The sequence below is a fragment of the Rhizobium sp. K33 genome (assembly GCF_056501445.1).
The window spans coordinates 3,439,157-3,463,797 of record NZ_CP096478.1 but is presented as its reverse complement, the minus strand read 5'-3'; the positions used below and the strand labels follow the sequence as shown (position 1 = coordinate 3,463,797).

The following is a 24,641-nucleotide window of genomic DNA, read 5'->3' as shown; positions in this document are numbered from 1 at the left end:
TTTGAAATGCGCATTATCGAGAATTTCAACCGAGACTGGACTTTTCGCGCCGGATTTGAGCCGGCTTTCGCTTCGGCTTTGCAGCCCGGCGAGACGGTCCAGCTTCCCCATACGGCGGTCGAGCTGCCTTACAATTATTTCGACGAGAAGAGCTATCAGAAGGCCTTTACCTATCAGAAGGTCATTGCCTGGGATCCTCGGTTCGAGGGCAAAGAAGTCTCGCTGGTGTTCGATGCCTCGATGGCCGACAGCGTGGTCTATCTTGATGGCGTGGAGATCACTGCCCACAAGGATGGCTATACGCCGTTCGAGGCCCGGCTCACGCTGCATCTCAAAGCCGGCGACAACCTGCTGACGGTGAAGATCGACGGCTCAGAAAACCCCGAGATCCCGCCCTTCGGCGGCGTGATCGACTATCTCACCTATGCCGGCATCTATCGCGACGTCTGGCTAAAGATCACCGCGCCCGTCTCGATCAAGAACGTCAAGATCGAGACGCCGGATGTTCTGGCCGAAGCCAAGCAGGTGACGGCGAAGGTCTGGATTTCCAATCCGACGGATCAGGCGCTGTCGGGCAAGGTCATGGCTGTTCTGAAAGATGGTGCAGGTCAGGAACTTGCGCGGACCGAGGCGACCGTATCAGGCGCGGAGGTTTCGCTCGGCTTTTCCGGGCTCCAGGGCATTACACTTTGGGATATCGACAATCCCGCTCTCTATCACCTCACGGTGACGCTGGAGACGACTGCCGGCACCGACGCCGTCACGAGCCGTTTCGGCTTCCGCTCGGCCGAATACACGATCGAGGGCTTCAAGCTGAATGGACGCGTCGTCAAGCTGCGTGGCCTCAACCGTCACCAGGCCTGGCCGCATCTCGGCTATGCCATGGGTCGGCGCGGTCAGGAGAAGGATGCCGACATCCTGAAATTCGATCTCGCCTGCAACATTGCCCGCACCTCGCATTATCCGCAGTCGAAATACTTCCTCGACCGTTGCGACGAGATCGGCCTGCTGGTCTTCGAAGAAATCCCCGGCTGGCAGCATATCGGCGGTGATGCCTGGAAGGCGGAGAGCGTAGAGAACGTCCGCCGGATGATCGAGCGCGACTGGAACCACCCCTCGATCATCATCTGGGGCGTGCGCATCAATGAGAGCCAGGACGCCCACGACTTCTATGTCGAGACGAATGCCATGGCGCGCTCGCTCGACGCCACCCGCCAGACCGGCGGTGTTCGCTACATCACTGACAGCGAGCTGCTCGAAGACGTCTACACGATGAACGACTTCATCCTCGGGATGGAGGAACTGCCGGGCCATAATCGCGAGAGGCTTGTGCTGCGCGACCAGCGCGAGGTGACCGGGCTCGACCGCAAGGTGCCCTACATGATCACCGAATATGGCGGTCACATGTATCCGACCAAGCGCTTCGACCAGGAGCAGCGGCAGGCGGAGCATGTCGGCCGTCACCTGGCGATCCTGAATGCGGCCGCTGGCGACCCCTCGATCTCAGGCTCCACCGGCTGGTGCATGTTCGACTACAACACCCACAAGGATTTCGGCTCCGGCGACCGCATCTGCTATCACGGCGTTCTCGACATGTATCGCGAGCCGAAATTCGCCGGTTACGCCTATGCGTCGCAGGGCGATCCGAAGGACAAGATCGTCATGCAGCCGGTCAGCTTCTGGGCGCGTGGCGAGCGCAATATCGGCGGGGTGCTGCCGCTGATCGTGCTGACCAATTGCGACTATGTCGAGATCCGCATGGGCCATATTGTCAAGCGGATCGAGCCCGATACCAAGACCTATCCGCATCTGCCGCATCCGCCCTGCATTCTCGATCACAGCATGGTCACGCCGGAGGAATTCGGCGAATGGGGCATGACCTGGCGGGATGGCGAACTTGTTGGCTTTATCAACGGCGAGGAAGTCGTTCGCCGTCATCTGCCGGCCGATCCGCTGCCGACGACCCTCGATATCGCGGCCGATGACACAGAGCTCAGGGCTGGCGAGAAGGATACGGTTCGTGTGATCCTGCGCGCGCTCGATCAGGGCGGCAATGTCCTGGGCTTCTTCGATGATCCGGTCGAGGTCAGCCTCGAAGGACCGGGGCGCATCGTCGGACCCACGCTTCTGTCCTTCAAGGGAGGCGCCGTCGGTGTCTATGTCGAAGCTGGAAACGAAGCCGGGCGCTTGACGCTGACGGCCAAGTGCCGTCCCTTCGGCACCAAGCGCATCACCTTCAACGTCACCTGAGCGAGGCTTAAATGGCAGAGGTCCGGCTCACCGATATCCGCAAGTCCTACGGCTCGCTCGAGGTCATCAAGGGGGTGAACCTCGAGGTTTCCTCAGGGGAATTCGTTGTTTTCGTCGGTCCCTCCGGCTGCGGCAAGTCCACCTTGCTCCGGATGATCGCGGGGCTGGAGGATATCTCCTCCGGTGAGCTGACCATCGGCGGCACCGTGATGAACGATGTCGACCCGTCCAAACGCGGCATTGCCATGGTGTTCCAGACCTACGCGCTCTACCCGCATATGACGGTGCGCGAGAACATGGGCTTTGCGCTGCGCTTTGCGGGCATGGCGAAGGACGAGATCCAGTGGCGCGTTAATGCGGCCGCGAAGATCCTGGAACTCGACGCGCTGATGGACCGCAAACCGAAAGCTCTGTCCGGTGGGCAGCGCCAGCGTGTTGCCATCGGCCGTGCCATTGTGCGGCAGCCTGACGTTTTCCTGTTCGACGAGCCGCTCTCCAACCTCGACGCTGAGCTGCGCGTCCATATGCGCGTCGAAATCGCCCGGCTGCACAAGGAGCTCAATGCCACCATCGTCTATGTCACGCATGACCAGGTCGAGGCGATGACGCTGGCCGACAAGATCGTCGTCCTGCGCGGCGGCATTGTCGAGCAGGTCGGGGCGCCGCTGGCACTCTACGACGATCCCGACAATATGTTCGTTGCCGGCTTCATTGGCTCACCACGGATGAACTTCCTGCCCGCATCGGTCATCGGGCTGTCCGGTGGCGGACAGGTCACGGTGGCGCTTACGGCGCGGCCGGAGACGCAGCTGACTGTTTCCTGCGCGAGCCCGCCGAAGATCGGCGATGCCGTGACGGTCGGGGTGCGGCCGGAGCATTTTCTACCAGTGGGCAGTGGCGATGCGCAGCTGACGGTGCATGTCGATGTCGTCGAGCATCTCGGCAATACGAGCTATGTCTATGCGCATACGGTGCCCGGGGAGCAGATCATCATCGAGCAGGAAGAGCGTCGTCAGGGCGGTCGGCTGGGCGATGAAATCACCGTCGGGCTATCGGCGAAGACGAGTTTTCTCTTCGACGCGTCGGGGCGGCGTATTCGCTAGATAAAAGAGCCGACTGTCTGAGCCAAGAAAGCCACGCGAAAGCGCGCTTTACGCTTTCGTGCACCGGCCCGCCGCGCTAGGCTCAAGCCCATGAAAAAGGTCTTCAATCCCCCCTCCGTCCGCCGTCCTTTCGGGCACTACAATCACGGTCTGCTGGTGCCGCCGGGCGCCAGCCTGCTGGTGACGTCAGGTCAGCTGGGTATCCGGCCTGACGACACGATCCCAGCCGATGTCACGGGCCAGGCCGAATTGTGCTTCGAGGCGATCAAGGCCATTCTCGAAGAGGCGGACATGACTTTCGCGGATGTGATCCGGATCTCCGGCTTCGTGACGCGGCGGGAGGATTTTCCGGACTATATGGCGGTGCGCGATCGCTATACGCTCGATCCGAAACCGGTCTCGACGCTGCTGGTGGTGGGTGGCTTCACGCGGCCGGAGTTTTTGGTCGAAGTCGAGGTGACGGCGGCCAAGGTGGTCTGACCGCCAGCCTTTCTCTCAGAAATTTTCCATCTCGCGGCGCACCTTGGCCATGAAGGCGGCACGGGTTTCTTCCGTGCAATTGTTCATGTCGTAATGGGCGAGATATTTGACCGGTGCGCCGATCTTGATCTGGGCACGGATGACCCGCTTGACGATCTTTTTCGGCGGATTGCCGGCAAGGAAGGCGCGGATCGGGGTCGCGCCATAGGTCATGACGGCGGCGAGCTTTCTGATGTGGCGGAGCGTGGGCGTCAGCTTGCCGTCTACTAGATCAAACGACACACCGGGTAGCCAGACCCGGTCGAAATAGCCCTTGAGCATGGCAGGAAAACCGAAATTCCAGACGGGGGTTACAATCACCAGCGCTTCTGCCTTCAGCAGGCGGTCGACATAGGGTTTCACCAGCGTCAGATTGTCGGGAATGTCGTGATAGACGCGGCGATCGTGGGCCGAGAGGACCGGATCGAAGCCTTCCTCGTAGAGATTGCAGCCATCGACTTCGTGCCCGGCCTTTTCCAGGCTTTCGCAGGTCAGCTTGTAGAGCGCACGGCCGAAGCTTTCATCGAGGGGGTGGGAGTGGAGGACGAGTACGCGCATGTCAAAAGCTCCAAGTCGTTGCCCGCCGCTTTCGCAGTTGGGGTTCAATTCAAAACTTCCGCGCCGTTTGTCCCAGCATGCCCGTCCTTCGCCGCCTGATGTCGAGGGGTGGGGGATGCCATGTCGTGTTTCGCATGGGCCAAACATGTCCGGCCGGGAGTACCTTCGGAATGGTGGTGGTGGCGGTAGGGTAGTTCCTTGTTGTTGTTTGTCGTTGCGCACGGGGTACCCCCCTCTGTCCTGCCGGACATCTCCCCCACACGGGGGGAGAGTGGATGGGCGCGCCGGCTTCATTCCCTCAATCGTTGCGAATGACGAAATCCTGCTCCAAGTTTGTCATGTCTAAATACCGTAGCCGCATCTTCAACGGTGGCGTTTGTGCAAGGCGTCGGCCGTATCCCGCTCTCCCCCCGTGTGGGGGAGATGCCCGGCAGGGCAGAGGGGGGTATCAAGAGCACCAAGGCAAACCGTCGAGCCGCTATTCTCCAGCCTCCGCAAACACCTCCAGCCCCGGAAACAGGTAATTCTTCCCTGCCGAGAAATCGAAGTCGGGGTTCTCCCAGGCGATCATCTTGCCGGGGTTCAACAAGCCCTTCGGGTCGGTTTCCTTCTTGAAGGCGAGCTGGACCTGGTCGGTCTGCTTCATGCCGCCTTCTTCCAGCGTGTAGCGGTGCGGGTTGAAGATCGGGCAGCCATTTTCCTCGTGGATGCGGATGATCTCTTCCAGCCGCTCCTTGGTGGTGTAGCGCACCAGCGGCAGCCCGGCGCACTGGATCTGGCCGTCGAACTTGATGAATTCGAGATGGCCGATCACCTCGTCGGGGAAGAGCTCGGTCATGACGCGGACCTTCTCGACATGATCGGGGCCGGGATACTGGACCTGCAGATAGGTGATGTTGGTGTCGAGCTTCAGTGCCCGCAGCGTCGTGTGGTTCCAGGTCAGCTCATAGGCATGCGGGATGCCCTTCATGCTGTCGACGGTGTCGGAGCGGAAGCGCACATCGCCCTTCATCCGCTCCGCAAGCGCCAGGAATGGCTCCATCGAATGCGGTGCCACCATCAGCACCACGACTGACTGACCTTCCTTCAGCCAGGGCTTGTGGCGGGTGAAGTAGTCGAACGGGATCGGGGCAGCGATCGGGGCGACTTCTTTCAGGAGGATGCCGTTCTTGTGGGAGAGTGCATCGGCGAATTTCACCGCGTCCATGAACTCATCGTAGCCGACGATGACGTCCACCCAGTCGTAAGCCGGTGCCAGCGGCATCTCGACTTCGGTGATGATGCCGTTGGTGCCATAGGCGTGGGAGACCTTCTGCAGGTCCCAGGCGGAAAGTTCGAGCACGCGGGGCTCGGCTTCCATGGTGACGACGCGGAGCCGCAGGATATTGCCGAGGTCACGCAGGCCGCCCCAGGTGATCGAGCCGACGCCGCCGGATCCGCCGGCGATGAAGCCTGCGATCGAGGCGGTCTGGGCCGTCGAGGGGTGGAAGCGCAATTCCTGGCCGGAATGGGCCTTGGTCTGCTTGTCGAGCTCGGAGATGATGATGCCGGGTTCGCAGATGACCCGACCGGGCAGGATCTCCTTCACCTTGTTCATGTTGATGAGGTTCAAGACTATGCCGCCCGAGAGCGGCATGGCCTGGCCGTAATTGCCGGTGCCGCCGCCGCGCGGGGTGACGGGAACGCCATGGGCGTAGGCGACTTTGAGAACCCGGATCACCTCTTCTTCCGTCGTCGGGGAGACAACGAGATCGCCGACGACATTGTCGAGTTCTTCCTTCAGGATCGGCGAATACCAGTAGAAGTCACGGCTCTTCTGCTTGACGAGCGCCGGATTGTCCTCGACGGCGATGCCTGCCAGCTCTTCCTTGATTTTGGCGTAGTCGGCCATGTCTAAACTCCAAGCAACGGGTCAAGTTCGCGGTAATCCGGCAGGCTGCGGTCGATGCCCATGCCATTCCGCATCACGATGCGGTCTGCCTGCGGACGGGAGAGAAATTCGCTCCAGCGGCGAGCGCTGAAGAGGACGAGATCGGCGCGACCGCCGACGGCGATGCGGCCATGATCGGGGCGTTTCAGGATGTCGGCCGGGGTGCGGGTGACGACCCTTGCTGCGGTATCCAGCGGATGGTCGAGATGGATGATGCGGACAGCCTCGCGGAAGACTTCGACGGGGTCGAGATCGCCATAGGCATAGAAGGGATCGCGGGTGTTGTCGGAGGAGACGGCGGTCTGGACGCCGGCTGCTGTGAGCTCATGGAAGAGGGTCACGCCGCGCTGGCGGGGCGTGCGGCCCGGGTGACGGTCCTGCAGATACATGTTGCACATCGGCAGCGAGACGACCGAGAGGCCGGCCTCAGCCACCAGATCGATCGTCTGCTTGGCCAGATCGTCGTCCTGGCGAGCGAGCGAACAGCAATGGCCGACGGTGACTGCGCTCTCGAAGCCATTGCGGAGCTTGGCTTCCGCGATGGTCTTCAGCGTGAGGGTTTCCTTGTCCTGTGTCTCGTCGACATGCAGGTCGATGTCGACGCCCTTCTCGCTTGCCGTGCGAAAGAGGATGTCGAGCTTCTCATCAAGCCCAGACATCAGGTAGGTGACGCCACCGAGCAGGCCCTTGTGGGCGACGATGACCTCGACCAGATCCTTGAAAAAGGTCTCGTCGGTGATCTGGTCGAAGGGGAAAAGGGCTGCGGCCTGCAGGTCGACCTTGCCGGCCCAGGAATCGCGGACTTCTGAGAAAACTTCAAACGAGATGCGGTGCTGGGGCGCCAGGCTATCGAGGTGGGTGCGGATGAGGCTCGTGCCGTGGGCATAAGCCGTGCGCAATGAGAATTCCATGCGGGCTTTTACGTCTTCCGCCGACCAGCGGGCCTCGCGATCGGTTTTCACGGCTTCGAGCGCGCCCATGAAATCGCCCGAGGGGTTCGGCCTGCGGTCCCAGATATGGCCCTTGTCGAGATGGGTGTGCATGTCGACGAAGGTCGGCCAGACCATGCCGTTGCGGAGATCCGTCGAGGGCAGGCCCGATGGCGCCTCGCCGGGTTTCAGGATCGCCTCGACCTTGCCGTCGGCGACGATGATGTCGGCGCTGATCAGGCCTTCGCAGGCGGGGGCATCGACACCATCGACGCAGATCTCGGGCAGCGTTGCATTGGCGAGGACGAAGCGCTTGGCGGCAGGCAGGGTGGCAATGGCAGTCGACATCAGTTTTCTCGTTTCAGGCTGCTCTCATGCCAGCGATGCAGCGCCAGCCAGGAGATGAAGGAGGTGATGGCGAAGATCACCACGCCGAGGCAGGAGAGCAGAAAGAGGGCGGCGAAGAGGCGCGGAATGTTCAGACGGAACTGGGCCTCAAGCAGGCGGAAAGCAAGGCCTGAGCCGGCGCCCGCGGAACCAGCGGCAAATTCCGCGACCACCGCGGCAATCAGTGCGAGGCCGCCGCCGATGCGCAAGCCCGTCATGAAATAGGGCAGGGAGGCCGGGAGCTTCAGGTAAAGCAGCGTCTGCCAGCGCGAGGCGCCGTAGAGGTCGAAGAGGTTCAGGAGGTTGTGATCGACACTCTTCAGGCCCTGCACCATGTTCGAGAGTATCGGGAAGAAGGCGACGAGGAAGGCGCAGATCAAGAGCGCGACCTGCGTCGAGGGGGCGTAGATCAGGATCAGCGGCGCGATTGCCACGATCGGCGTCACCTGCAGGATGACGGTGATCGGATAGAAGGCGACTTCGATCCACTTCGACTGCACGAGGAAGACCGCGATGCCAACGCCGCCGATCAGCGCAAGCGCCAGCGACATCATGGTAATCTGCGTGGTCACCCAAAGCGCGGGCGAGAGCGTGCCCCAGTCCTTGACGAGGGCGCCGGCCACGGCAATTGGGCCCGGCAGGATGTATTGCGGAACGCCCGAGACCCAGACGCCGACCTGCCAGATGACGATCAGCAGACAGACGACGAGAATGGGCACGAGGATCTTGGCGAGGGTTTCGGCTGGCGCGGTCATCAGTGCTCCTCTCCGCCGATCGCTTCGAGCAGCGTCTTCGAGACGGTTTCGCAGGCCTGGCGATATTGCTCCGACGTCCGGTAGAAGGCATCTCGCTCCAGGCTCGTGATCAGCGGGAAATCGGCGTGGACGCGGCCGGGGCGCGCCTTCATGACGACGATGCGGTTGGAAAGATAGGCGCTCTCGAAGACGGAATGGGTGACGAAGATGACGGTGATGCCGGTCTCCTTCCAGAGACGCAGCACGTCGTCGTTCAGCTTCTGGCGGGTGATCTCGTCGAGGGCAGCGAAGGGCTCGTCCATCAAGAGCAGTTTCGGCTTGGTCACCAGAGCGCGGGCGATCGAGACGCGCATCTTCATGCCGCCGGAGAGCTCGCGCGGATAGGCGTCGACGAAATCCTTGAGGCCAACGCGGGTCAGGGCGGCCATGATGTCGTCATAGGCTGCATGTTTCGAGACGCCACGCAGTTTTAGCGGCAGATAGACGTTGCCGAAGACGGTCGCCCAGGGCATCAGCGTCGGCTCCTGGAAGACGAAGGAGATATCGCCTTCGGGCAGGCCCTTGGCATTGATGCGGGAGCTCGGCCAATCGATGGTGCCGGTCGTCGTGTCACCCAGGCCGGCGATGATACGGAGCGCCGTCGACTTGCCGCAGCCGGAGGGGCCGAGCAGCGAGACGAATTCGCCACCGTTGACGGTCAGCGACATGCCGGTCAGGGCAACCGTGCCGCTGGAGAAGACCTTGGACACGTACTTCATCACCACCAGCGCCCGGCGCTGTTCTGGGGGAGGGGCGGTGATGGGGTCTTCCGTGGCTGGCGAACTGGTCATTCTGTCTCGCGTTGCATTCAGGTGTTGCGGCAGGGTGGCGTTGCGAGGCGGGGTACCCACCTCTGTCCTGCCGGACATCTCCCCCTCAAGGGGGAGATCGGATCGTGGTGGGCGTCTACCCTCCCCTTGAGGGGGAGGGTCGGCACGCAGTGCCGGGGTGGGGTGATATCAGCGGGAGACGGCCGATCACCCCCACCCGCAGCTTCGCTGCGACCTCCCCCCTCAAGGGGGAGGTGGGGATTACTTCTTCAGTGCCAGGCCAACACCCTTGCAGACGAACTGGGTGGTGTAGGCCTTCTTGAAATCGAGGTCGGCCGGCTGGACGCCGATTTGGACCATGGCGTCGAAGAAGGCCTTGTACTTTTCGTCGGTCATGCAGCCGATGCCCTTGTCCATCGCTTCGGCGGATTCGACGATGCCGTATTCCTTCATCTTGGCGATCGAATACTCGATCTGACCATCCGTCATTTCCGGATTGTCCTTCTTGATGAGGTCGTTGGCAGCCTTGTTGTCGCCGTAGAGGTAGTTGTACCAGCCCTCGATCGAGGCATCGACAAAGCGCTGGACCACGTCCGGCTTGCTCTCGACCATGGTCGTCGTGGTGGTGATCATCGTCGAGTAGGGATTGTAGCCATTGTCGGCGAGGAGGAAGACCTTCGGAGCCCAGCCGGCCTGCTTTTCGATTTCATAGGGCTCGGAGGTCAGGTAGCCTTGCTGGGCGGACTTCGGGTCGGCGATGAAGGGGGCCGGGTTGAAAGTGTAGGGCTTGTACTTTTCGTCGGTGAAGCCTTCGAAATTCTTCTTCATCCACTCGTAATAGGTGACATAGCCGTCCTTGCCCATGAAGATGCTATCGAGCTTCGCGAGATCGGCAAAGGTCTCGATACCCTGGTCGGGGTGGGCGAGCAGCACCTGCGGGTCCTTCTGGAAGATCGCGGCGACGTCGATCAGCGGGATGCCTTCCTTGACGGCATCCATCTCACCGAGCGGGCTTCCCATGTAGAAGTCGACCTTGCCGGCGATGAGCAGGGCGCGGTTCGCCGCCTGCGGGCCACCCTGGACGACGGTGACCTTCAGCCCATATTTTTCATAGGTGCCGTCTGCGACGGCCTGGTAGAAGCCGCCATGTTCGGCCTGGGCCAGCCAGTTGGTGCCGTAGGTCACCTCGTCGAGAGCAAGCGCCGAAGACGTCGAGGCCAGCGAAGCCGCCAGACCCATCAGGGCGAGGAGGCTGGTCTTGGTAAGCATGTCGCGCATTGATCGTTCCCCTGTTCGTTGCAGGACCCGTTTCGGGTTCCCCTTTTTGGTCATTTGATCGGGACGCATGCGTCTTGAAAAGCATCAAAATTCGTCCGCATTGATGCTTTTTTTGCACTGCTCTCAGGATTGATGCATAGTGATGCGGCATGACTAATTTTTGCGCAGCGGAGGTCCCGTGCTGCATTCCAGAAAGCTCGTCTACATCAATGAAATCGTCCGCTGCGGCTCGATCCGCAAGGCAGCCGCGCGATTGAACGTGGCATCCTCCGCCGTCAATCGGCAGATCCTCGCGCTGGAGGAGGAGCTGGGTGCGCCGATCTTCGAGCGCCTGCCAAAGGGGCTACGCCTGACGGCGGCCGGGGAACTGTGCGTCGAGCATATCAGAGATGTGCTGAAAAATTATGAGCGGCTGGAAGGGCGGATCCGCGGTCTGAAGACCCCGCAGGCGGGCAAGGTCTCGCTGGTTACGACCGTGGGGCTTGCCTCCGGCCCGCTTCCGGCGATCCTGGCGGGCTTCGTCGCGGAGCATCCCCGCATGCAGATCAAGCTGCGCAACGACGGCGGCTCGACGACGATCAATCCGGTGCTGACCGGGGAAGTCGATCTCGGCCTCGGCTTCAACATTCCGGCGACCCCCGGGATCCGAACGCTCGCAAATTTCGACGTACCCGTCGGCGTCGTGCTGCCGCCGGGGCACCGGCTGGCACGGGATGAGGGGCCGGTCGATCTGGTCGAGGTGGTGCAGGAGCCGCTGATCCTCGCGCAATCCGGCACCAGCCTGCGCAACATCATCGATCTGGCGCTCGCGCCGCTGCCGCTGCTGGTCGAGCCGGTGGTCGAAACCAATTCGTCGGAACTGATGAAGCAGCTCGTGAAAGCCGGAACCGGGCTCACCATGCTCAATCCGCTCGATGCGGTGGCCGAGTGTCGGCGGGGCGAGCTGATCTTCCGGCCCCTGACCGAGGCGCATATCCGCCACCAGCCGATGAAGCTCTTCGCCCGCGCCCGGGCGCCGCTCGATTCCGCCACCAGCCTCTTCGTGGAATATCTGATGCAGGAATTGCTGGCGCTGGTCGATGATCTGAAAGCCCGCGGGCATATTCCCGAGGCCATTCGCGGACAGGCCTGAGCAGTCTCAGTTCGGCGTATAGAGGTTGGAGAGCGGATAGGCGGCGACGTCGCGCAGCAGTTCGATGAAGCCGGCCACCTGATGCTTGCAGATGGCCGCTCCCTTCTCCGCCGTGCCCTTGGAGGCATCGCCGACGACCCCATGCGGGTTCAGGTCATGGGCGATCCAGGCGAGCGAATGCGGCGGCAGCGGCGTCAGATATTTCGAATTGGCCCGCATCTCCTCGGCCTTCGAGACGAAATTCTCTGCCTTGTCCATGCGCACAAGCTCCGGGCGGAAGTGCAGCATCAGCGAGGTCTCGACCTCGCCGCCATGGATGCCGTAGCGGCTTTCATGCTCCGAGATCATGCCATCAGGGTTCCCGAAGCGGCCCCACTGGGTGGAGACGACGACCATCTGGTGGCGGACGCGCAGCTCGCGGGCAACGATGCTCATGACATCGACATTGCCGCCATGGGAGTTGACGATGACCAGCTTGCGGATGCCGGCTTCGGCGACCTTTGTGCCGATCGCCGTCCAGGCGGGGATCAGGATCTCCGGTCCGAAGGAAAGGCTGCCAGGACCATAGACGTGTTCATTGGCCTTGCCGATCTCTTGGGTCGGCAGAACGAGGAAATCGAGGTCGTTAGGACGCTGGACCTTCAGCTCCGCCAGCATGCCGTTGGCAATGGCGACATCGGTGGCAATCGGCAGATGCGGACCGTGCTGCTCGGTCGACGCGATCGGCAGAACGGCAATGGTCGTCTCCGGAGAAAGGTCTGCGAAGTCTGTCGTCGTCAATTCGTTCCAGAAGAATGGTCTGGCCATGATCGCATCCCCTCGCATCGTTGTTCATGCGTTCGATAAGGCAAAAGCCCGGGGCCGGAAAAGCATCATATTCCGCACAGGGTGATGCCTTAATGCGTGCGCTTGCTCAACGTGCAGCAGGCGCTGAAATTTTCCGTCTCTCACCGACAGACGCTGTGCTGGCCGGTTGATCTGCGAATGGAGGGCCGAACGAAAAACGACACCGGAAGAGGGCTTCCGGTGTCGATCGCTGCTGGTGTGCGTGGACGATGTCTTATTCGACTTCGACGCGCCCCTTCTTTTCGTCGCGCTTGTCCTTCTGCAGGAGCCAGGTGAGCAGGTTCGGCTTCTCCTTGGGCTTTGGCGTGGGCTTCCTCGCAATGACCTTGGGGCGGTAAACCTTCACGTCCTCGAGCGCCGCGAATTCTTCGCCATACTGCTTCTTGATGGCGGCAACACGCCCCCAATTCTTGGCGCGCGAGGCAAGCACTGCAAGGCCGACCACGCCGCCTTCCGTGGGCTCCCATTCGATGGATTGCTCGAAGAGGCGCGCGGCATCCTTGGAGTTCTTGTTCTCCAGACGGTGCCAGCCAAGCGCTTGCGCACCGAGAGCCGACTTCTGTTCGAAGACGTAAGTCTCGAAGGTCTTGAGCTCCTTCTCATCCACAGCAAGCGGCGTTTCCTGATCCGTCAGACCGGCAGAGACCAGCTCGATGTAGATCTTCTTAAGTTCCGGCGTCTGGGTCGCATATTGCCGGGCCAGAGCAAGCGCTTCGTCTCGATGCTGCAGGTTGCGCAGGGTCAGGATGACGCCTTCGATGCTCTTCACGCTGCTCGTCATCCGGGTCGCGCTGACGAACCAGTGATAGGATGCCTCCCAGCTCTGCTGGCCATAGTAGAACCAGCCAAACAGTTCGGCATCGTCGGCGGAGAAGGATCGCTGAACGAAGTCGCTGAAACGCTGCAGTTCATCCATCGTGAGTGCGCTTGCCGGGCTGTTGCCCTGCGCAACCAGGCCCATTTTGCGGCGGACGAGGTCGAAGGAGACATTGTCGAATTCGCCCGTTCCATCCGGCAATATGTTGCCGAGGGCGACCAGCGAGCGGGTGCCGGCCTCCGGCAGAAGGAGGCTCGCCTTTTGCACGGTCGACAGACGCTCGTTCGGGTCTTCGCAGGTCGTGACGATGTACTTGTAGAGATCGAATGCGCGGGCGAAGTCGCGCGACTGCGCCAGCGATTCTGCCGTGATCCACATGGTGTTCATTTCAGCGCAGACCATCATCTGCGGCGTCGCCTCCGCGAGAGTGATCACCTGTGCCCAGTTGCGCTGGGCGTAAGAGCGCTCCATCAACTTGCGCGTCTCTGCCAGAGCGAGCTTGTCGAGCAGTTCCTGGCTCGGTTTCCAGTTGGGGTTGTCGCTCTGGAGCTTCGCGATCTCGGTCCGGACACGCACGTAGTCGCCGCTGCCGAAGATGTCCCAGAGCGGCTGCTCGGAAACATTGGTCGGAGCGTCGAACAGATCTTCGGGAGCATCCCAATCGGGGTAGAGCGTCTTCAAGCGGCGCAATTCCGCACCGAGCCGCTTCAAGTCCCGCGTCTGGGCATAATAACGCAACGCTGTTTCATCGACTTCGGGTCTCGTGGCCGCTGCCGGCTGTTCCGCCTGCTGGCTGAGCTTTGCGATCTGAGCCTCGATGTCGGCAGGGGCGGCGGTCGTCGCGGGCTGAAGCGTGGTTGCTGCAGCCGCAGGTTGACGGGCCGGCGCTGGTGTCGTTGCCGTTGCCGTCGGGCCGAATGGATTTTCGCCAGGAGCGACGTCGCGGATCACCGTGGCAGCGGGCGGTACCGCGGCTGGGGTCACGGCGGTCGGCATCTGCGCTGGCAACACGACCTGGGCAGGAGCCGGCGTGGCCGGCAGGATCGGCTGGACTGCCACCGGTGCCGGGGCAACGGCGGGCATTGTCGGCGCAACGACCGGTGCGGATACCGGTTGGAAGGTCGGCATGACCGGTGGTGCAACCGCGGGCGCGGCGACGTTCGACACAGCGACGCCGCCGGGAAGGACGGCACCCAATACGGGATAGCCGGTTCCGTTGTCGCCGGTTGCCTTGCTGATCGGGATTATCAGGCAAGCGCCGACCAGAAGTGCGGTCTTTAAGGGAAGTCGGTCAAACATGTGGGGTACCTTTCAGCGATTGCCATGAGGCTCAGCACATGGAGCGTGGAGGGGTAGTAGTCTTGGGAGCTGAAGTCAGACAGCAGAGCGACGTCGGGACGTCGTCCGAGGCTGCATTCGACGAGGGCCGCCACGGCCTGATAGCCGGGGTCGGGCATGGGAGAGAGGCGGGTGGCGGTGGCAAGTTCCACGACCGACATCGAGGCCTTGCCGAACTGTTTCCAGTGGGTGGCGAAGATCTCGAGAATGTCGGGATAGTCGCGGGAATACCAAGCCAGATAGAGCGGCACCCGGATCGCGTCGTAGCCGAATTGCGAGGGGTAGCCGATGGCGGGCTGCGGGACCTGACCTGAGAGGGACAGCCAGTCCGCCGGCAGTCGAGCGGGACCGAACCGGGAGTCTCGCACCAGCGTGAGGCCGCTGTTCATCAGGTCTCTGGCGGGAAAGCGGTCCGACAGTCGTCCCAGGTCCATCAGGGCCGGGAAGATCCAGTAGGACATGTTGACCACCGGGCCGTCCGATTGCTCGTTGGGCCCGAAGCCCTGAACGCCGGGCAGCAGGACGAGGCCGTGCCGCGTTTCGATGATCGCTCTCTCGGCGATTGCCAGGGAGATGCGACGCGCCTCGCGCTGGAGAGCCGGATCGCTCCAGCGGTGTCCGCCGCGTATGAGGGCCCAGGCGATGAGAAGATCACCATCGGTCGCGTTGTTGCGGTCGGTGATCGGCGGGATTTGGGCCGGATCCCAGCGCCAGGCCGCCAAACCATCCTCGCGAACGAAGAGATTTGCGCGGGTCCAGGCCCATATCTTGTCGAAGCTGGTCCGATCATCGGCGGCCTCTGCCATCAGCATGCCGTAACCCTGGCTTTCGCTGTGGCTGATGCCGCCGGCCCTGTTGTCGACGACGCGTCCGTCGTCGGTGACGAAGTTGTGCTGGTAGACGAGCCAGGCACCGGCTGCGATGTCGGCGGCCACATTCTCCTGCGGTTGGGAAAGCGCGCTTGTGGCGGCGCCCGTAACAAGGGCGTAACCGAGAGCCAATGACGCGATGCGAAGACGTAGCGTCACGGTTTGCGTCCCTGCCGGAGAACGAGATAGGTCGATGCGCCGAGCAGGATCGCCACCAGGATCTGCGCGATGGTGAATTCGCGGGCGTTGTTCGAGAACCAGCCGGCCACGATCAGGCGGCCGTTTTGCAGGCTGAGGGGCTCGGTCTCGTACAGGCGCTCGTGAGCGGCGAGTTTGCGATCGATCACCACGCCTTCCCGTGTGAGGGTGTTGACCGAGCCCGAGAGCCCGCCCCAGACGTCGGCCTGGGCAAGGCTTCGCATGCTTTCACCCAGAACAGCCGGCTCGCGCACGGCCACAACGGTCCAGACATCGCGGTCGTTGACCAGGCGCTGTGCGACCAGCATGTCGGCCTCGGCCGAAACCTGGTAGCCGGCCTCCTCTGTCAGCACAGTTGGATCATCGACCAGCCCGAGCTCGGCCGCCTGGATCCGTACCCGTACCTTGATGCCCTCGAGGATATTGTCCACACCCTCCCTCAGACGTGCGACGACCGATGTCGGCCTTGCATTTTCAGGTGCAGCGGCCACGCCGTCGATGGACAAGGCCGGGGCGGCCTCCTCGGTGGGTGCCGCTTGCGCCTGGTTCTGGTCGAGCGAGAGCGCTGCGTCGGTCGCGATAGGATTGAGGTCGATGCCCAGATCGGACTTCAACTGGCCGGAGAAGCCGGAAAAGGTCCCGAAGGCGAGCAGCGGACCTTGTCTGTCCAGAGGCCAGCCCGAGGTGACGGAGACGGGGCTGACTTCACGCGATGCATAGGCCATCTTGGCGAGGAAGCTGCCAGCGGCCCCCAGCATGGTTTCATCCATGCCTTCGACATAAAGCGGGGTCGCGCCATCTCCGCCGCCGAAACGTGCCTTGCCGGCAGAGACGACGGCGAGGTCCGGTGCGTGGCCGATCTGGGCGAAAGCCGGGATATTGAGGGTGCTGTCTCCCTTGATGAAGAAACGAGCCGTCGGGTTGCTGAGCGTTGCGGGATCGCAGACGGCATCGGCTGCCGTTGACAGTTGCGCTTCGAACTCGATGACGTTGTAGCCCGGTCTCAGCTTGGCGAGCGGGATCGGCAGGACCTGTCCCTCGATGCGGCCCGAGCGGCCTTCGCCGAGACGGATATTGGCCACGGTATCGCCGTTTGCACGCACCACCATCTGGGCGCTTGGCGAAAGACCCGCTGCATATTCGGCATTCAGCTTCAGATTGGCGGCTCCATAGTCACCCGGATAAAAGTCGGCCGGAAGACTGAACGCGATCGACTGCTGGAAGTGACGGCCGGCAAAGGGGCGGGAGACCAGCCCGAGTTCGGCGAGCGAGTTCTCACTGCCGGATGCCAGGAGCCGACCTCTGCGATTGCCAAGCGCACGACGCCCCTGCGGCGAGCCGTCCGTGAGTTCGGTCTGGGCGCGCAGTGTGAACTCGCGAATGGTCGATGCCAGTTCGTCAGCCGTGCGGGCCGCGACGATCATGCGGCTTCGACCGCTGGCAGAGTCGATGTCGAATTCGACGCCGGACTGCTGCGGGGTAACGCCGATAAGGTCCCGGACGGTCCCGAAGGTTCCGACGACAAGATCGATGCCGGGGCCGGAACCGACTTCATTGCCGACAGTGACGACAGGCCGGTCGAAATGGCCAAGAATCGAGAGCGCCTGCACGACGGCAAAGGTCCGGTCGATATCCTCGCCGGCTGCGCCACGGGTTATCAGCCCGTTGATCGCAGCGTGTCCGTTCACGTCACGGCTGTAGGCGAGCAGGGTGGATACGTCGCTGGGATCGTCAATTGCATTGCGTGTGAAGACAAAACCGCTACGCCCGGGATCGATCTGCGTCCAAAGCTCATAGGTGGCCTCGACCGAGCAATCGACGCGGTGCGACTGATCGAGCAGCACCGTCACGGCATTGTAGCCGGGCTGGAGCAGACCCTTGGGGAGTTCGAGCTCGACCTGATGGGCATCCCCGGATTTCAGGTTGACCGTGCCGATATCGCGGTCGTTGACGAATATGCGCATGGCCGAGCGCTCAGGGGCAACCGAGATCGCCGTCTGCAGCGTCAGGATGAGCTTTGCAGAGCCCGTCATTTCGGAAGGCAGGACGACGAAGGGGTATTCCCGATTGGCCGTCTCGCCGGGAAAGAACAGATCCTTCTTGTCCGCGATCAGGCGACGGATCTGGTTTACATCCTGGAAGTATTCCTTGGTCTCGGCTTGCGGCGTGGCCTGAGGAGCAAGAACAAAACCCCCCGAAGTTGCTGCAAGCGACGGGGAAGCCGCGATAAGCAGGCCCGCGACGGCGAGCAGAGAGAGATGGTGTCTGATCATTCGCCTGCCTCCCTGTGACGCACCGGGGCGGCGGCGATTGCCGCGCCGGCAAGGGGTTTCAGTCTTTGCGGCTCGATCTTGTCTTCCGGCTTGCCGCCCAGCGCGACGCCGATGGCGGCGAGCGGGCAGGTGATGGCCCAGCGCAGGATCCGGAAGCTGCCTGCGATTATGCTCTTCGGGCGCTGGCGCAGGGCGCGCTGTTCACGCACGACAGACATGTCGTTCATCAGCAGTTCCGCGATGATCGGGAAGTGATGCGGCTCCGGATCGAAACGCAGGCTAATCGCTCCGTCTTCGCCCGGGGTGGCGCCGGCAATGCTGACTGGCAGCGAGGTCACCAGCAGGTTGGAGGAAACGCTGAGCAACTGAAGCCGACCATATTCCCCCTTGCGGAGATTGCGCGACGAGCCCTGAGCCGGGATGAGCTTGGCGCCCTGAGCTGAAGCCTCGATGACGGCACCGCGCAAGACGGTTTCGCCAAACTGGAGTTCGACATTGGTCCGCAGCGGCAGTTCCACGCCGGCGAGATCCTGGCTACGCTCGGTGACAACGCCAAGCGCGCAGCCGGCGATCATAAGGTTCATCCAGTTCCAGGCGCCGACGATCAGCAGCAGGCTCGAGATCTCAGGCTCGGTGTTGTAGCGATAAGCCGCCACGAAGAGTGTGAAGCTGAGGATGCCGAAGATGATGAAATAGGGCAGCGACAGTTCCGACAGGCTATCGTGCTTCAGGGATACGCCCTTGGCGGTCACCTTGAATGTCGGGCTCTTCGGCTTCATCAGCACGCTGATGATGGCCTGGAAGAGATAGACCGACTGAACATACTCGTAGAGTTCGGAGATCCAGGGCCAGCGCACGCTGCCATAGAGATAGGTGCGCACCATTTCGCCGACGATCAGATACATGACCGTATAGGCGAAGAAGTCCTCAAAGGATGCGACGAAGATCTTCATGTCGAAAAGAATGAAGAGGAGCGGCGCGACGAAGAAGACGGAACGTACGAAGGGGAAGAACCAGAAGAGCGAGCTCGAGATGTAGCTGAGGCGCTGCGGGAACGAGAGGCCGCGCTTGAACAGCGGGTTCTTCAGCATCAGGATCTGGACCATGCCCTGGCACCAGCGGGAACGCTGGCCGACGAAGCTGGCAAATGTTTCCGGCTGCAGGCCGGAGATCAGAGGCTTGTCCACGTAAAGGCTGTTCCAGCCGCGGGCGTGAAGTTCTAGAGCCGTCTCGCAGTCTTCCGTGATGGTAATACCGGAGAAGCCGCCGACTTCTTCGAGCGCCTCGCGGCGCAGAACTGCAGCCGAGCCGCAGAAGAAGGATGCGTTCCAGCGATCCAGGCCCTTCTGGATCTTTCCGTAGAACATCTCGTTCTCAGACGGCATGCGGCCGAACGTGCCGAGGTTGCGCTCGATCGGATCGGGGTTGGAGAAAAAGTGCGGCGTCTGAACGAGGAACAGGCGCTCGTCTTCCAGGAAGTAGCCGACCGTCTCCCGCAGGAAGTTGCGTTCGGGCGCATGATCGGCGTCGAAAACAACCACGAGATCGGCGTGAGTGCGCCACAGGGCCGCATTCAGATTGCCGGCCTTGGCATGCACGTTTTCCGCACGGGTGAGATAGACGGCGCCGAGATCGCTGCAGAGATCCTTGAGGATCGCGGCACGCTCCTTGGCCTTGGCAGCCGCAACCGGATCATCGCTGTTGCGCTTCTGGTCCGTGCCGCCGTCATCCAGAAGATAGACGGTGAACTTGTCGGACGGATAATCCATCGCCTTGGCGGCCGCGACGGTCAGGGCCAGGATTTCGCGGTCTTCGTTGTAGGTCGGAATGAATACATCCACCTCCGGGCATTCATCCTCCTCCAGCTCGGGGGCGCGCGGGCGCTCGATCGGATCGGCGACGACGAAGAGACTGATGCCGAGCATCAGGATGCAGTACATCTCTGCCGCGTAGAGAATGATTCCGGGAATGAAGGAATACAGGTCCTCCACGGGGGGCAAGGTGCTTGTCGTTCTCCAGTAGGCATATTGGAGGATGACGACGCTCGCGAGTGCGAGAAAGACGTGGCGCCAGAAGCCGTCGAGCTTCAAGAGCATGATGGCTGCCAGGATCGCGATGACGATGACCGACAGGTTGAAGCGGGCCGAATGGCCGACAGGCTGTGCAATGAGCAGGAACATCGCCACAACGATGGCCAGCCAAGCAGCATAGCGAAAAACAGTTCGCACGACTTTGGACTCCTCATGAGTTCGTTCGTCGATTGCCCCACACTGCGCTTGGGATGTCTGACAAACAGTTGCGCATGCATCTCTCGATTGTAGTTGAGGGATGGAGCAAGCCTGTGCAGAAGGCGTGTGAGGTTAATCTCAGGTTAACGTTAGGAGGGGATCGAGCGGAATGTGAAGACCTGGTTCCGACCGCAGCGTCACGTTGTCCGAATCCTTCTGGAGATTGTCGGCATCTTTGCGCTGCAGCATACAATTTTAGTCAAATCGGCCGGATTTATACCCAAAAATGGATGAGATTTTAAGACTAGATTGCAATAAACCGGGTTCATATTCGCATTAGTATTGTTCCACTGTTATGCTTTGGTTGTCTTGTCTGCTTTGATTGCAATCATAGTTCGTCTATTCCGATTCTGAGACATTGTGACTGTTTTGTGAACAGTTAATGCACACTTTTTAGGCTGATCTATATTCAAAGATTAACACGCGTTTACTGAGTGTCGTGGTGTCGAGGGGGCTCGTTTCGAATATGCGCATGATCATGATTGTGCTGCGCAGCAATTGCGGAATGTTAGATCTGGCGGCCGTTGTCGAAGCCTTGCGCTATGCCTGCGAGGTCTCCGGAGAGCGCGCCTATGCGCTCACGTCGTGTGCGGCGGGCTATGATGCGCTCCAATCGGAAGAGCCTTGGATCCGTTTCAGTGCGGTCTACAATATTGCAAGCGCACCACCTGAGGTTGATACGCTTCTCATTCCCGATGGAGCGGCCGTATCCCTTAAGGACCACGACCTTCGGCTGATTGAATTCCTCGGCAAGCGCACTCCCTCGGTCCGACGCGTTGCCGCGTTCGGGAACGGGGTTCTGTTCGCGGCTGCCGCCGGCATTACCCGTGGCCATACGGTCGTTGCCGATGGCGAAGTGCAGGGCCGGCTGGCCACGCTCTGCTCACAGACGATCGTCGAGCCACATTCCGATCTCCACAAGAGCGGAAAGATCTGGACGGCGCGTGGACATTCGCCGGGCTTGTCGTTGGCCTTGTCCTTGATCGAGGAAGATCTCGGCCGGGCAACGGCTGCCGAGGTGGCCTATCGCTTCGGCATGCGGCTTGCCGATGCAGAGACGCGTTACGGCCAGCGGACATCGCGGGCGCCGAGTTTTGATTCCGGAAGTCCGGTCGAGCGGGTGCAGGAATGGGTGATGGCCAATCCGTCCGGGGATCTCAGTGTCGGGCGATTGGCGGATATGGTCGCCATGGGTGAGAAGACGCTTTCGCGGGCGTTCAAGCAGAAGACGGGACACACGGTGGGAGAGTTCGTGCTCTCCGTTCGTCTCGGCTATGCCTGCGAGATGCTGAAGTCCGGCGAGCGCAAGATCAAGGATATCGCACGTTTGAGCGGCCTCGGGAGCCAGGCGAACATGCGCCAGCTCTTCATGACCCGTTTTGGGTGCTCGCCATCGGCCTATCGGGACATGGTGCTTAATGATGTCACGACGGATGAGCCTCGATTGGATGCCTTTGAGGGGCGGGGACGCAAGCCGACGGAAGCTCCGGCCTTGACGATCGCCTAAGAGGTTCTAGCCCCGACTATTTACCGGGCTCAGTACGCACTTTCGGCCGCGACGGCCGGACGCATTGCCGGATGGCTTTGGGTGCTCCACATCTTCTACATAATCTTCTTACAGTGGAGATGCGTTGATGCCCTCCCGCGTCACTGTCTGGTATGACAGCAGTTGCCCGCTCTGCATTCGCGAGATCGCCCTGATGCGGCGTCTTGATCGCCGCGGCGCGATCCAGTTCATCGACGTCCTTGATCCCCAGGGCGTCTGTCCCCTCTATCGCGCCGAGCTCTTGTCCAGGTTTCATGCCGAGGAAGAGGGCAGGCTCTTCTCGGGCGCCGAGGCTTTCGCCGCCATGTGGCGGGCAATCCCCGTCTTGCGGCCGCTTGGCCTGTTGGCCGGGTGGGGGCCGGCCACACCGGTATTCGAAGCGGCCTATCGCAACTTTCTGCGCATTCGTCCCCGTCTGCAGCGGCTGTTCCGTTAGAGAACGTCATCTCCTTGAGAAGACCCAGGATCTGATTGCGTCTTTGAAGTTCGGAGCACCGGGCGTGCTCCTTCGGGTGCCCAGCAACCTTAGATGCCAGCCGCGTTTTGTTGCGCTGCAACCAGAACTCTCAAGCAGTCCGCCCTGCGACTAACGGAGAATGTACGTTCTCCAGCGGATTCGTTACTCCTAGACAATTGTCTATTTCGCCTTGGGACATGGATTGGCGAGATGGACTTGGAGGAAGGGGCGTCCCGGGGGACGCCTCGTCGAGGAAAGGGAGGAGTACTCGTGACGGATAATTCTTCGTCCAACGCTTACTGGTCAGCAAACGTTCGCATCATCTACATCTGCCTGGCGATCTGGGCCGTCGTATCCTACGGGTTCGGCATCCTGCTCCGCCCGGCTCTTTCCGGCATCGCCGTCGGTGGAACCGATCTCGGCTTCTGGTTCGCCCAGCAAGGCTCGATCGTCGTCTTCATCGTGCTGATCTTCGGCTACTCGATGTATATGAACAAGATCGACCGCGAATTCGGCGTCGATGAGCAGTAAGGCGGACCAACAATGGATCAGTATACACTCAATCTGATTATCGTGGGGGCGTCCTTCGCGCTCTACATCGGTATCGCCATCTGGGCTCGCGCCGGCTCGACGGCCGAGTTCTACGCTGCGAACCGCGGCGTCAATCCGGTCATGAACGGCATGGCAACCGCTGCCGACTGGATGTCTGCAGCCTCCTTCATCTCGATGGCCGGCCTGATCGCCACCGTCGGCTATGGTAACTCCACCTACCTCATGGGCTGGACCGGCGGCTACGTGCTGCTCGCGCTCCTGCTCGCGCCCTATCTGCGCAAGTTCGGCAAGTACACGGTTCCGCAGTTCATCGGGGACCGCTTCTACAGCCAGGGCGCACGCCTGACTGCTGTCGTCTGCCTGATCATCATCTCGGTCACCTACGTTATCGGGCAGATGACCGGCGCCGGCGTCGCCTTCTCGCGCTTCCTCGAAGTTGACGTCTCGACGGGTCTCTGGATCGCGTCTGCCGTTGTCTTCGTCTACGCCGTTCTCGGCGGCATGAAGGGCATCACCTACACGCAGGTCGCGCAGTACATCGTTCTGATCATCGCCTATACCATCCCGGCGATCTTCATCTCGCTGCAGCTGACCGGCAACCCGATCCCGTGGTTCGGCCTTTTCGGCACGCATACCGAATCCGCGCTTCCGCTCTTGCAGAAGCTGGACCAGGTCGTGACGGACCTCGGCTTCAACGCCTATACCGCACAGGGCTCCATGCTCAATATGACCCTGTTCACCCTGTCGCTGATGATCGGTACGGCCGGTCTGCCGCACGTCATCATCCGCTTCTTCACCGTTCCGAAGGTCGCAGATGCTCGCTGGTCGGCTGGCTGGGCACTGGTCTTCATCGCGCTGCTCTACCTGACGGCTCCGGCTGTTGGCGCCATGGCACGCCTGAACATCATCGACACGATCTATCCGGGCGGTACGCAGCAGGAAGCCGTGCTTTATGATGAGCGTCCGGACTGGATGCGCAACTGGGAAGTCACGGGCCTGCTGAAGTTCGAAGACAAGAACGGCGATGGCCGCATCCAGTATTACAACGACGCTGCTGCGGGCTTCACCGAAACCGCGACCCAGCGTGGCTGGACGGGCAACGAGCTGACGATCAACAACGACATCCTCGTACTCGCCAATCCGGAAATCGCACAGCTTCCGGGCTGGGTCATCGGCCTCATCGCAGCCGGCGGTCTCGCTGCTGCTCTGTCGACCGCTGCCGGCCTTCTGCTTGCGATCTCGTCTGCCATCAGCCACGACCTGATCAAGGACTTCCTGAAGCCGGACATTTCCGAAAAGTCCGAGCTCCTGGCAGCCCGTATCGCGATGGCCGGTGCAATTCTGGTCGCAACGCTGCTGGGTCTCAACCCGCCAGGCTTTGCCGCCCAGACCGTTGCTCTCGCCTTTGGTCTGGCCGCAGCAACGATCTTCCCGGCTCTGATGATGGGCATCTTCTCCAAGCGCATCAACTCGGTCGGTGCGACGCTCGGCATGATCGTCGGTCTCGTGGTCACCTGCGTCTACCTGTTCACCTATCTGGGCTGGTTCTTCATCGCAGGCACCAACATGCTCGAAAACGTTCCGGCCAACTACCTGTTCGGCATCCCGCCGACGGCATTCGGCCCGATCGGCGCGCTGCTCAACTTCGCCACGGCCTATGTCGTGTCGTCGATGACCCAGGCTCCGCCGAAGCATGTTCAGGACCTCGTCGAGTCCATCCGCGTCCCGCGTGGCGCTGGTGCAGCGACCGGTCACTGATCCCAAACCAATCGGGAGGGGCGATGAATTCGCCCCTCCTGTCCCTCAA

19 protein-coding genes are annotated in these 24,641 nt (G+C 61.5%); 8 read left to right on the top strand and 11 right to left on the bottom strand.

Going from position 1 to position 24,641, the window contains the following annotated elements; translation table 11 throughout:
- Positions 1-6: 6 nt before the first annotated feature.
- The 3 genes from M1E12_RS16750 to M1E12_RS16740 all read left to right on the top strand — a co-directional run bounded on the left by M1E12_RS16750 (position 7) and on the right by M1E12_RS16740 (position 3,833).
- Positions 7-2,250 (top strand): glycoside hydrolase family 2 protein, encoded by a 2,244-nt coding sequence (locus M1E12_RS16750; protein WP_479562631.1) that lies wholly within the window; start codon positions 7-9, stop codon positions 2,248-2,250.
- Between the two features lie 11 nt (positions 2,251-2,261).
- Complete coding sequence (locus tag M1E12_RS16745; protein ID WP_479562630.1) at positions 2,262-3,353, top strand: ABC transporter ATP-binding protein; 1,092 nt, start codon at positions 2,262-2,264, stop codon at positions 3,351-3,353.
- A 90-nt stretch (positions 3,354-3,443) separates the two neighbouring features.
- Complete coding sequence (locus tag M1E12_RS16740) at positions 3,444-3,833, top strand: RidA family protein (RefSeq protein ID WP_479562629.1); 390 nt, start codon at positions 3,444-3,446, stop codon at positions 3,831-3,833.
- A 15-nt stretch (positions 3,834-3,848) separates the two neighbouring features.
- Here the strand turns inward: M1E12_RS16740 and M1E12_RS16735 are convergent, their stop codons facing one another.
- The 6 genes from M1E12_RS16735 to M1E12_RS16710 all read right to left on the bottom strand — a co-directional run bounded on the left by M1E12_RS16735 (position 3,849) and on the right by M1E12_RS16710 (position 10,518).
- Positions 3,849-4,430: an NAD(P)H-dependent oxidoreductase gene (locus M1E12_RS16735; RefSeq protein ID WP_479562628.1), complete on the bottom strand. Its 582-nt coding sequence runs from the start codon at positions 4,428-4,430 to the stop codon at positions 3,849-3,851.
- A gap of 478 nt (positions 4,431-4,908) precedes the next feature.
- The gene (locus tag M1E12_RS16730) at positions 4,909-6,321 is read right to left on the bottom strand and encodes an FAD-binding oxidoreductase (RefSeq protein WP_479562627.1); all 1,413 of its coding nucleotides are present in this window, start codon (positions 6,319-6,321) and stop codon (positions 4,909-4,911) included.
- A gap of 2 nt (positions 6,322-6,323) precedes the next feature.
- The gene (locus M1E12_RS16725) at positions 6,324-7,637 is read right to left on the bottom strand and encodes a cytosine deaminase (protein WP_479562626.1); all 1,314 of its coding nucleotides are present in this window, start codon (positions 7,635-7,637) and stop codon (positions 6,324-6,326) included.
- Entirely contained in the window at positions 7,637-8,431 is a 795-nt protein-coding gene (locus M1E12_RS16720) for an ABC transporter permease (protein WP_113460489.1), read from the bottom strand. The genes M1E12_RS16725 and M1E12_RS16720 overlap by 1 nt, the downstream gene beginning before the upstream one ends.
- Positions 8,431-9,261 carry an ABC transporter ATP-binding protein gene (locus M1E12_RS16715; protein WP_479562625.1) on the bottom strand — a complete coding sequence of 277 codons (831 nt, stop codon included), beginning with the start codon at positions 9,259-9,261 and terminating at the stop codon, positions 8,431-8,433. The genes M1E12_RS16720 and M1E12_RS16715 overlap by 1 nt, the downstream gene beginning before the upstream one ends.
- 240 nt (positions 9,262-9,501) lie before the next feature.
- Positions 9,502-10,518, bottom strand: a complete 1,017-nt coding sequence (locus tag M1E12_RS16710) for an ABC transporter substrate-binding protein (RefSeq protein ID WP_113460491.1) — start codon at positions 10,516-10,518, stop codon at positions 9,502-9,504.
- A 178-nt stretch (positions 10,519-10,696) separates the two neighbouring features.
- Between M1E12_RS16710 and M1E12_RS16705 the strand changes: the two genes are divergently transcribed.
- Positions 10,697-11,650 (top strand): LysR family transcriptional regulator, encoded by a 954-nt coding sequence (locus M1E12_RS16705; protein ID WP_136542013.1) that lies wholly within the window; start codon positions 10,697-10,699, stop codon positions 11,648-11,650.
- A gap of 6 nt (positions 11,651-11,656) precedes the next feature.
- Here the strand turns inward: M1E12_RS16705 and M1E12_RS16700 are convergent, their stop codons facing one another.
- The 5 genes from M1E12_RS16700 to bcsA form a co-directional block, all read right to left on the bottom strand.
- Positions 11,657-12,457, bottom strand: a complete 801-nt coding sequence (locus tag M1E12_RS16700) for a creatininase family protein (RefSeq protein WP_479562624.1) — start codon at positions 12,455-12,457, stop codon at positions 11,657-11,659.
- Between the two features lie 253 nt (positions 12,458-12,710).
- Positions 12,711-14,612, bottom strand: coding sequence for a hypothetical protein (locus M1E12_RS16695; RefSeq protein WP_479562623.1), 1,902 nt, complete (start codon positions 14,610-14,612; stop codon positions 12,711-12,713).
- Positions 14,591-15,679 carry a family 8 glycosyl hydrolase gene (locus tag M1E12_RS16690; RefSeq protein WP_479562622.1) on the bottom strand — a complete coding sequence of 363 codons (1,089 nt, stop codon included), beginning with the start codon at positions 15,677-15,679 and terminating at the stop codon, positions 14,591-14,593. The genes M1E12_RS16695 and M1E12_RS16690 overlap by 22 nt, the downstream gene beginning before the upstream one ends.
- A complete protein-coding gene (locus tag M1E12_RS16685; protein WP_479562621.1) occupies positions 15,676-17,991 on the bottom strand; it encodes a cellulose biosynthesis cyclic di-GMP-binding regulatory protein BcsB in 2,316 nt (771 codons plus the stop codon). The genes M1E12_RS16690 and M1E12_RS16685 overlap by 4 nt, the downstream gene beginning before the upstream one ends.
- Positions 17,988-20,219 carry a UDP-forming cellulose synthase catalytic subunit gene (gene bcsA / locus M1E12_RS16680; RefSeq protein ID WP_113460497.1) on the bottom strand — a complete coding sequence of 744 codons (2,232 nt, stop codon included), beginning with the start codon at positions 20,217-20,219 and terminating at the stop codon, positions 17,988-17,990. The genes M1E12_RS16685 and bcsA overlap by 4 nt, the downstream gene beginning before the upstream one ends.
- Positions 20,220-20,751: 532 nt before the next feature.
- Between bcsA and M1E12_RS16675 the strand changes: the two genes are divergently transcribed.
- The 4 genes from M1E12_RS16675 (at position 20,752) to M1E12_RS16660 (ending at position 24,592) form a co-directional block, all read left to right on the top strand.
- Entirely contained in the window at positions 20,752-21,786 is a 1,035-nt protein-coding gene (locus tag M1E12_RS16675) for a helix-turn-helix domain-containing protein (protein ID WP_162760114.1), read from the top strand.
- A 127-nt stretch (positions 21,787-21,913) separates the two neighbouring features.
- On the top strand, positions 21,914-22,261 hold the full coding sequence (locus M1E12_RS16670; RefSeq protein WP_479562620.1) for a thiol-disulfide oxidoreductase DCC family protein: 348 nt from the start codon (positions 21,914-21,916) through the stop codon (positions 22,259-22,261).
- 291 nt (positions 22,262-22,552) lie between these two features.
- Positions 22,553-22,813, top strand: a complete 261-nt coding sequence (locus M1E12_RS16665; RefSeq protein WP_136541997.1) for a DUF4212 domain-containing protein — start codon at positions 22,553-22,555, stop codon at positions 22,811-22,813.
- Between the two features lie 12 nt (positions 22,814-22,825).
- The gene (locus M1E12_RS16660) at positions 22,826-24,592 is read left to right on the top strand and encodes a sodium:solute symporter family protein (RefSeq protein WP_479562619.1); all 1,767 of its coding nucleotides are present in this window, start codon (positions 22,826-22,828) and stop codon (positions 24,590-24,592) included.
- Positions 24,593-24,641 lie beyond the last annotated feature (49 nt).

Bases quoted from the DNA above. Each gene is read 5' to 3' on its own strand.
- M1E12_RS16740 (WP_479562629.1), top strand. From the start codon at position 3,444: ATGAAAAAGGTCTTCAATCCCCCCTCCGTCCGCCGTCCTTTCGGGCAC.
- M1E12_RS16720 (WP_113460489.1), bottom strand. From the start codon at position 8,431: ATGACCGCGCCAGCCGAAACCCTCGCCAAGATCCTCGTGCCCATTCTC.
- M1E12_RS16725 (WP_479562626.1), bottom strand. From the start codon at position 7,637: ATGTCGACTGCCATTGCCACCCTGCCTGCCGCCAAGCGCTTCGTCCTC.
- M1E12_RS16710 (WP_113460491.1), bottom strand. From the start codon at position 10,518: ATGCGCGACATGCTTACCAAGACCAGCCTCCTCGCCCTGATGGGTCTG.
- M1E12_RS16700 (WP_479562624.1), bottom strand. From the start codon at position 12,457: ATGGCCAGACCATTCTTCTGGAACGAATTGACGACGACAGACTTCGCA.
- M1E12_RS16745 (WP_479562630.1), top strand. From the start codon at position 2,262: ATGGCAGAGGTCCGGCTCACCGATATCCGCAAGTCCTACGGCTCGCTC.
- M1E12_RS16695 (WP_479562623.1), bottom strand. From the start codon at position 14,612: ATGTTTGACCGACTTCCCTTAAAGACCGCACTTCTGGTCGGCGCTTGC.
- M1E12_RS16735 (WP_479562628.1), bottom strand. From the start codon at position 4,430: ATGCGCGTACTCGTCCTCCACTCCCACCCCCTCGATGAAAGCTTCGGC.
- M1E12_RS16670 (WP_479562620.1), top strand. From the start codon at position 21,914: ATGCCCTCCCGCGTCACTGTCTGGTATGACAGCAGTTGCCCGCTCTGC.
- M1E12_RS16730 (WP_479562627.1), bottom strand. From the start codon at position 6,321: ATGGCCGACTACGCCAAAATCAAGGAAGAGCTGGCAGGCATCGCCGTC.
- M1E12_RS16715 (WP_479562625.1), bottom strand. From the start codon at position 9,261: ATGACCAGTTCGCCAGCCACGGAAGACCCCATCACCGCCCCTCCCCCA.
- M1E12_RS16750 (WP_479562631.1), top strand. From the start codon at position 7: ATGCGCATTATCGAGAATTTCAACCGAGACTGGACTTTTCGCGCCGGA.
- M1E12_RS16675 (WP_162760114.1), top strand. From the start codon at position 20,752: ATGATCATGATTGTGCTGCGCAGCAATTGCGGAATGTTAGATCTGGCG.
- M1E12_RS16685 (WP_479562621.1), bottom strand. From the start codon at position 17,991: ATGATCAGACACCATCTCTCTCTGCTCGCCGTCGCGGGCCTGCTTATC.
- M1E12_RS16660 (WP_479562619.1), top strand. From the start codon at position 22,826: ATGGATCAGTATACACTCAATCTGATTATCGTGGGGGCGTCCTTCGCG.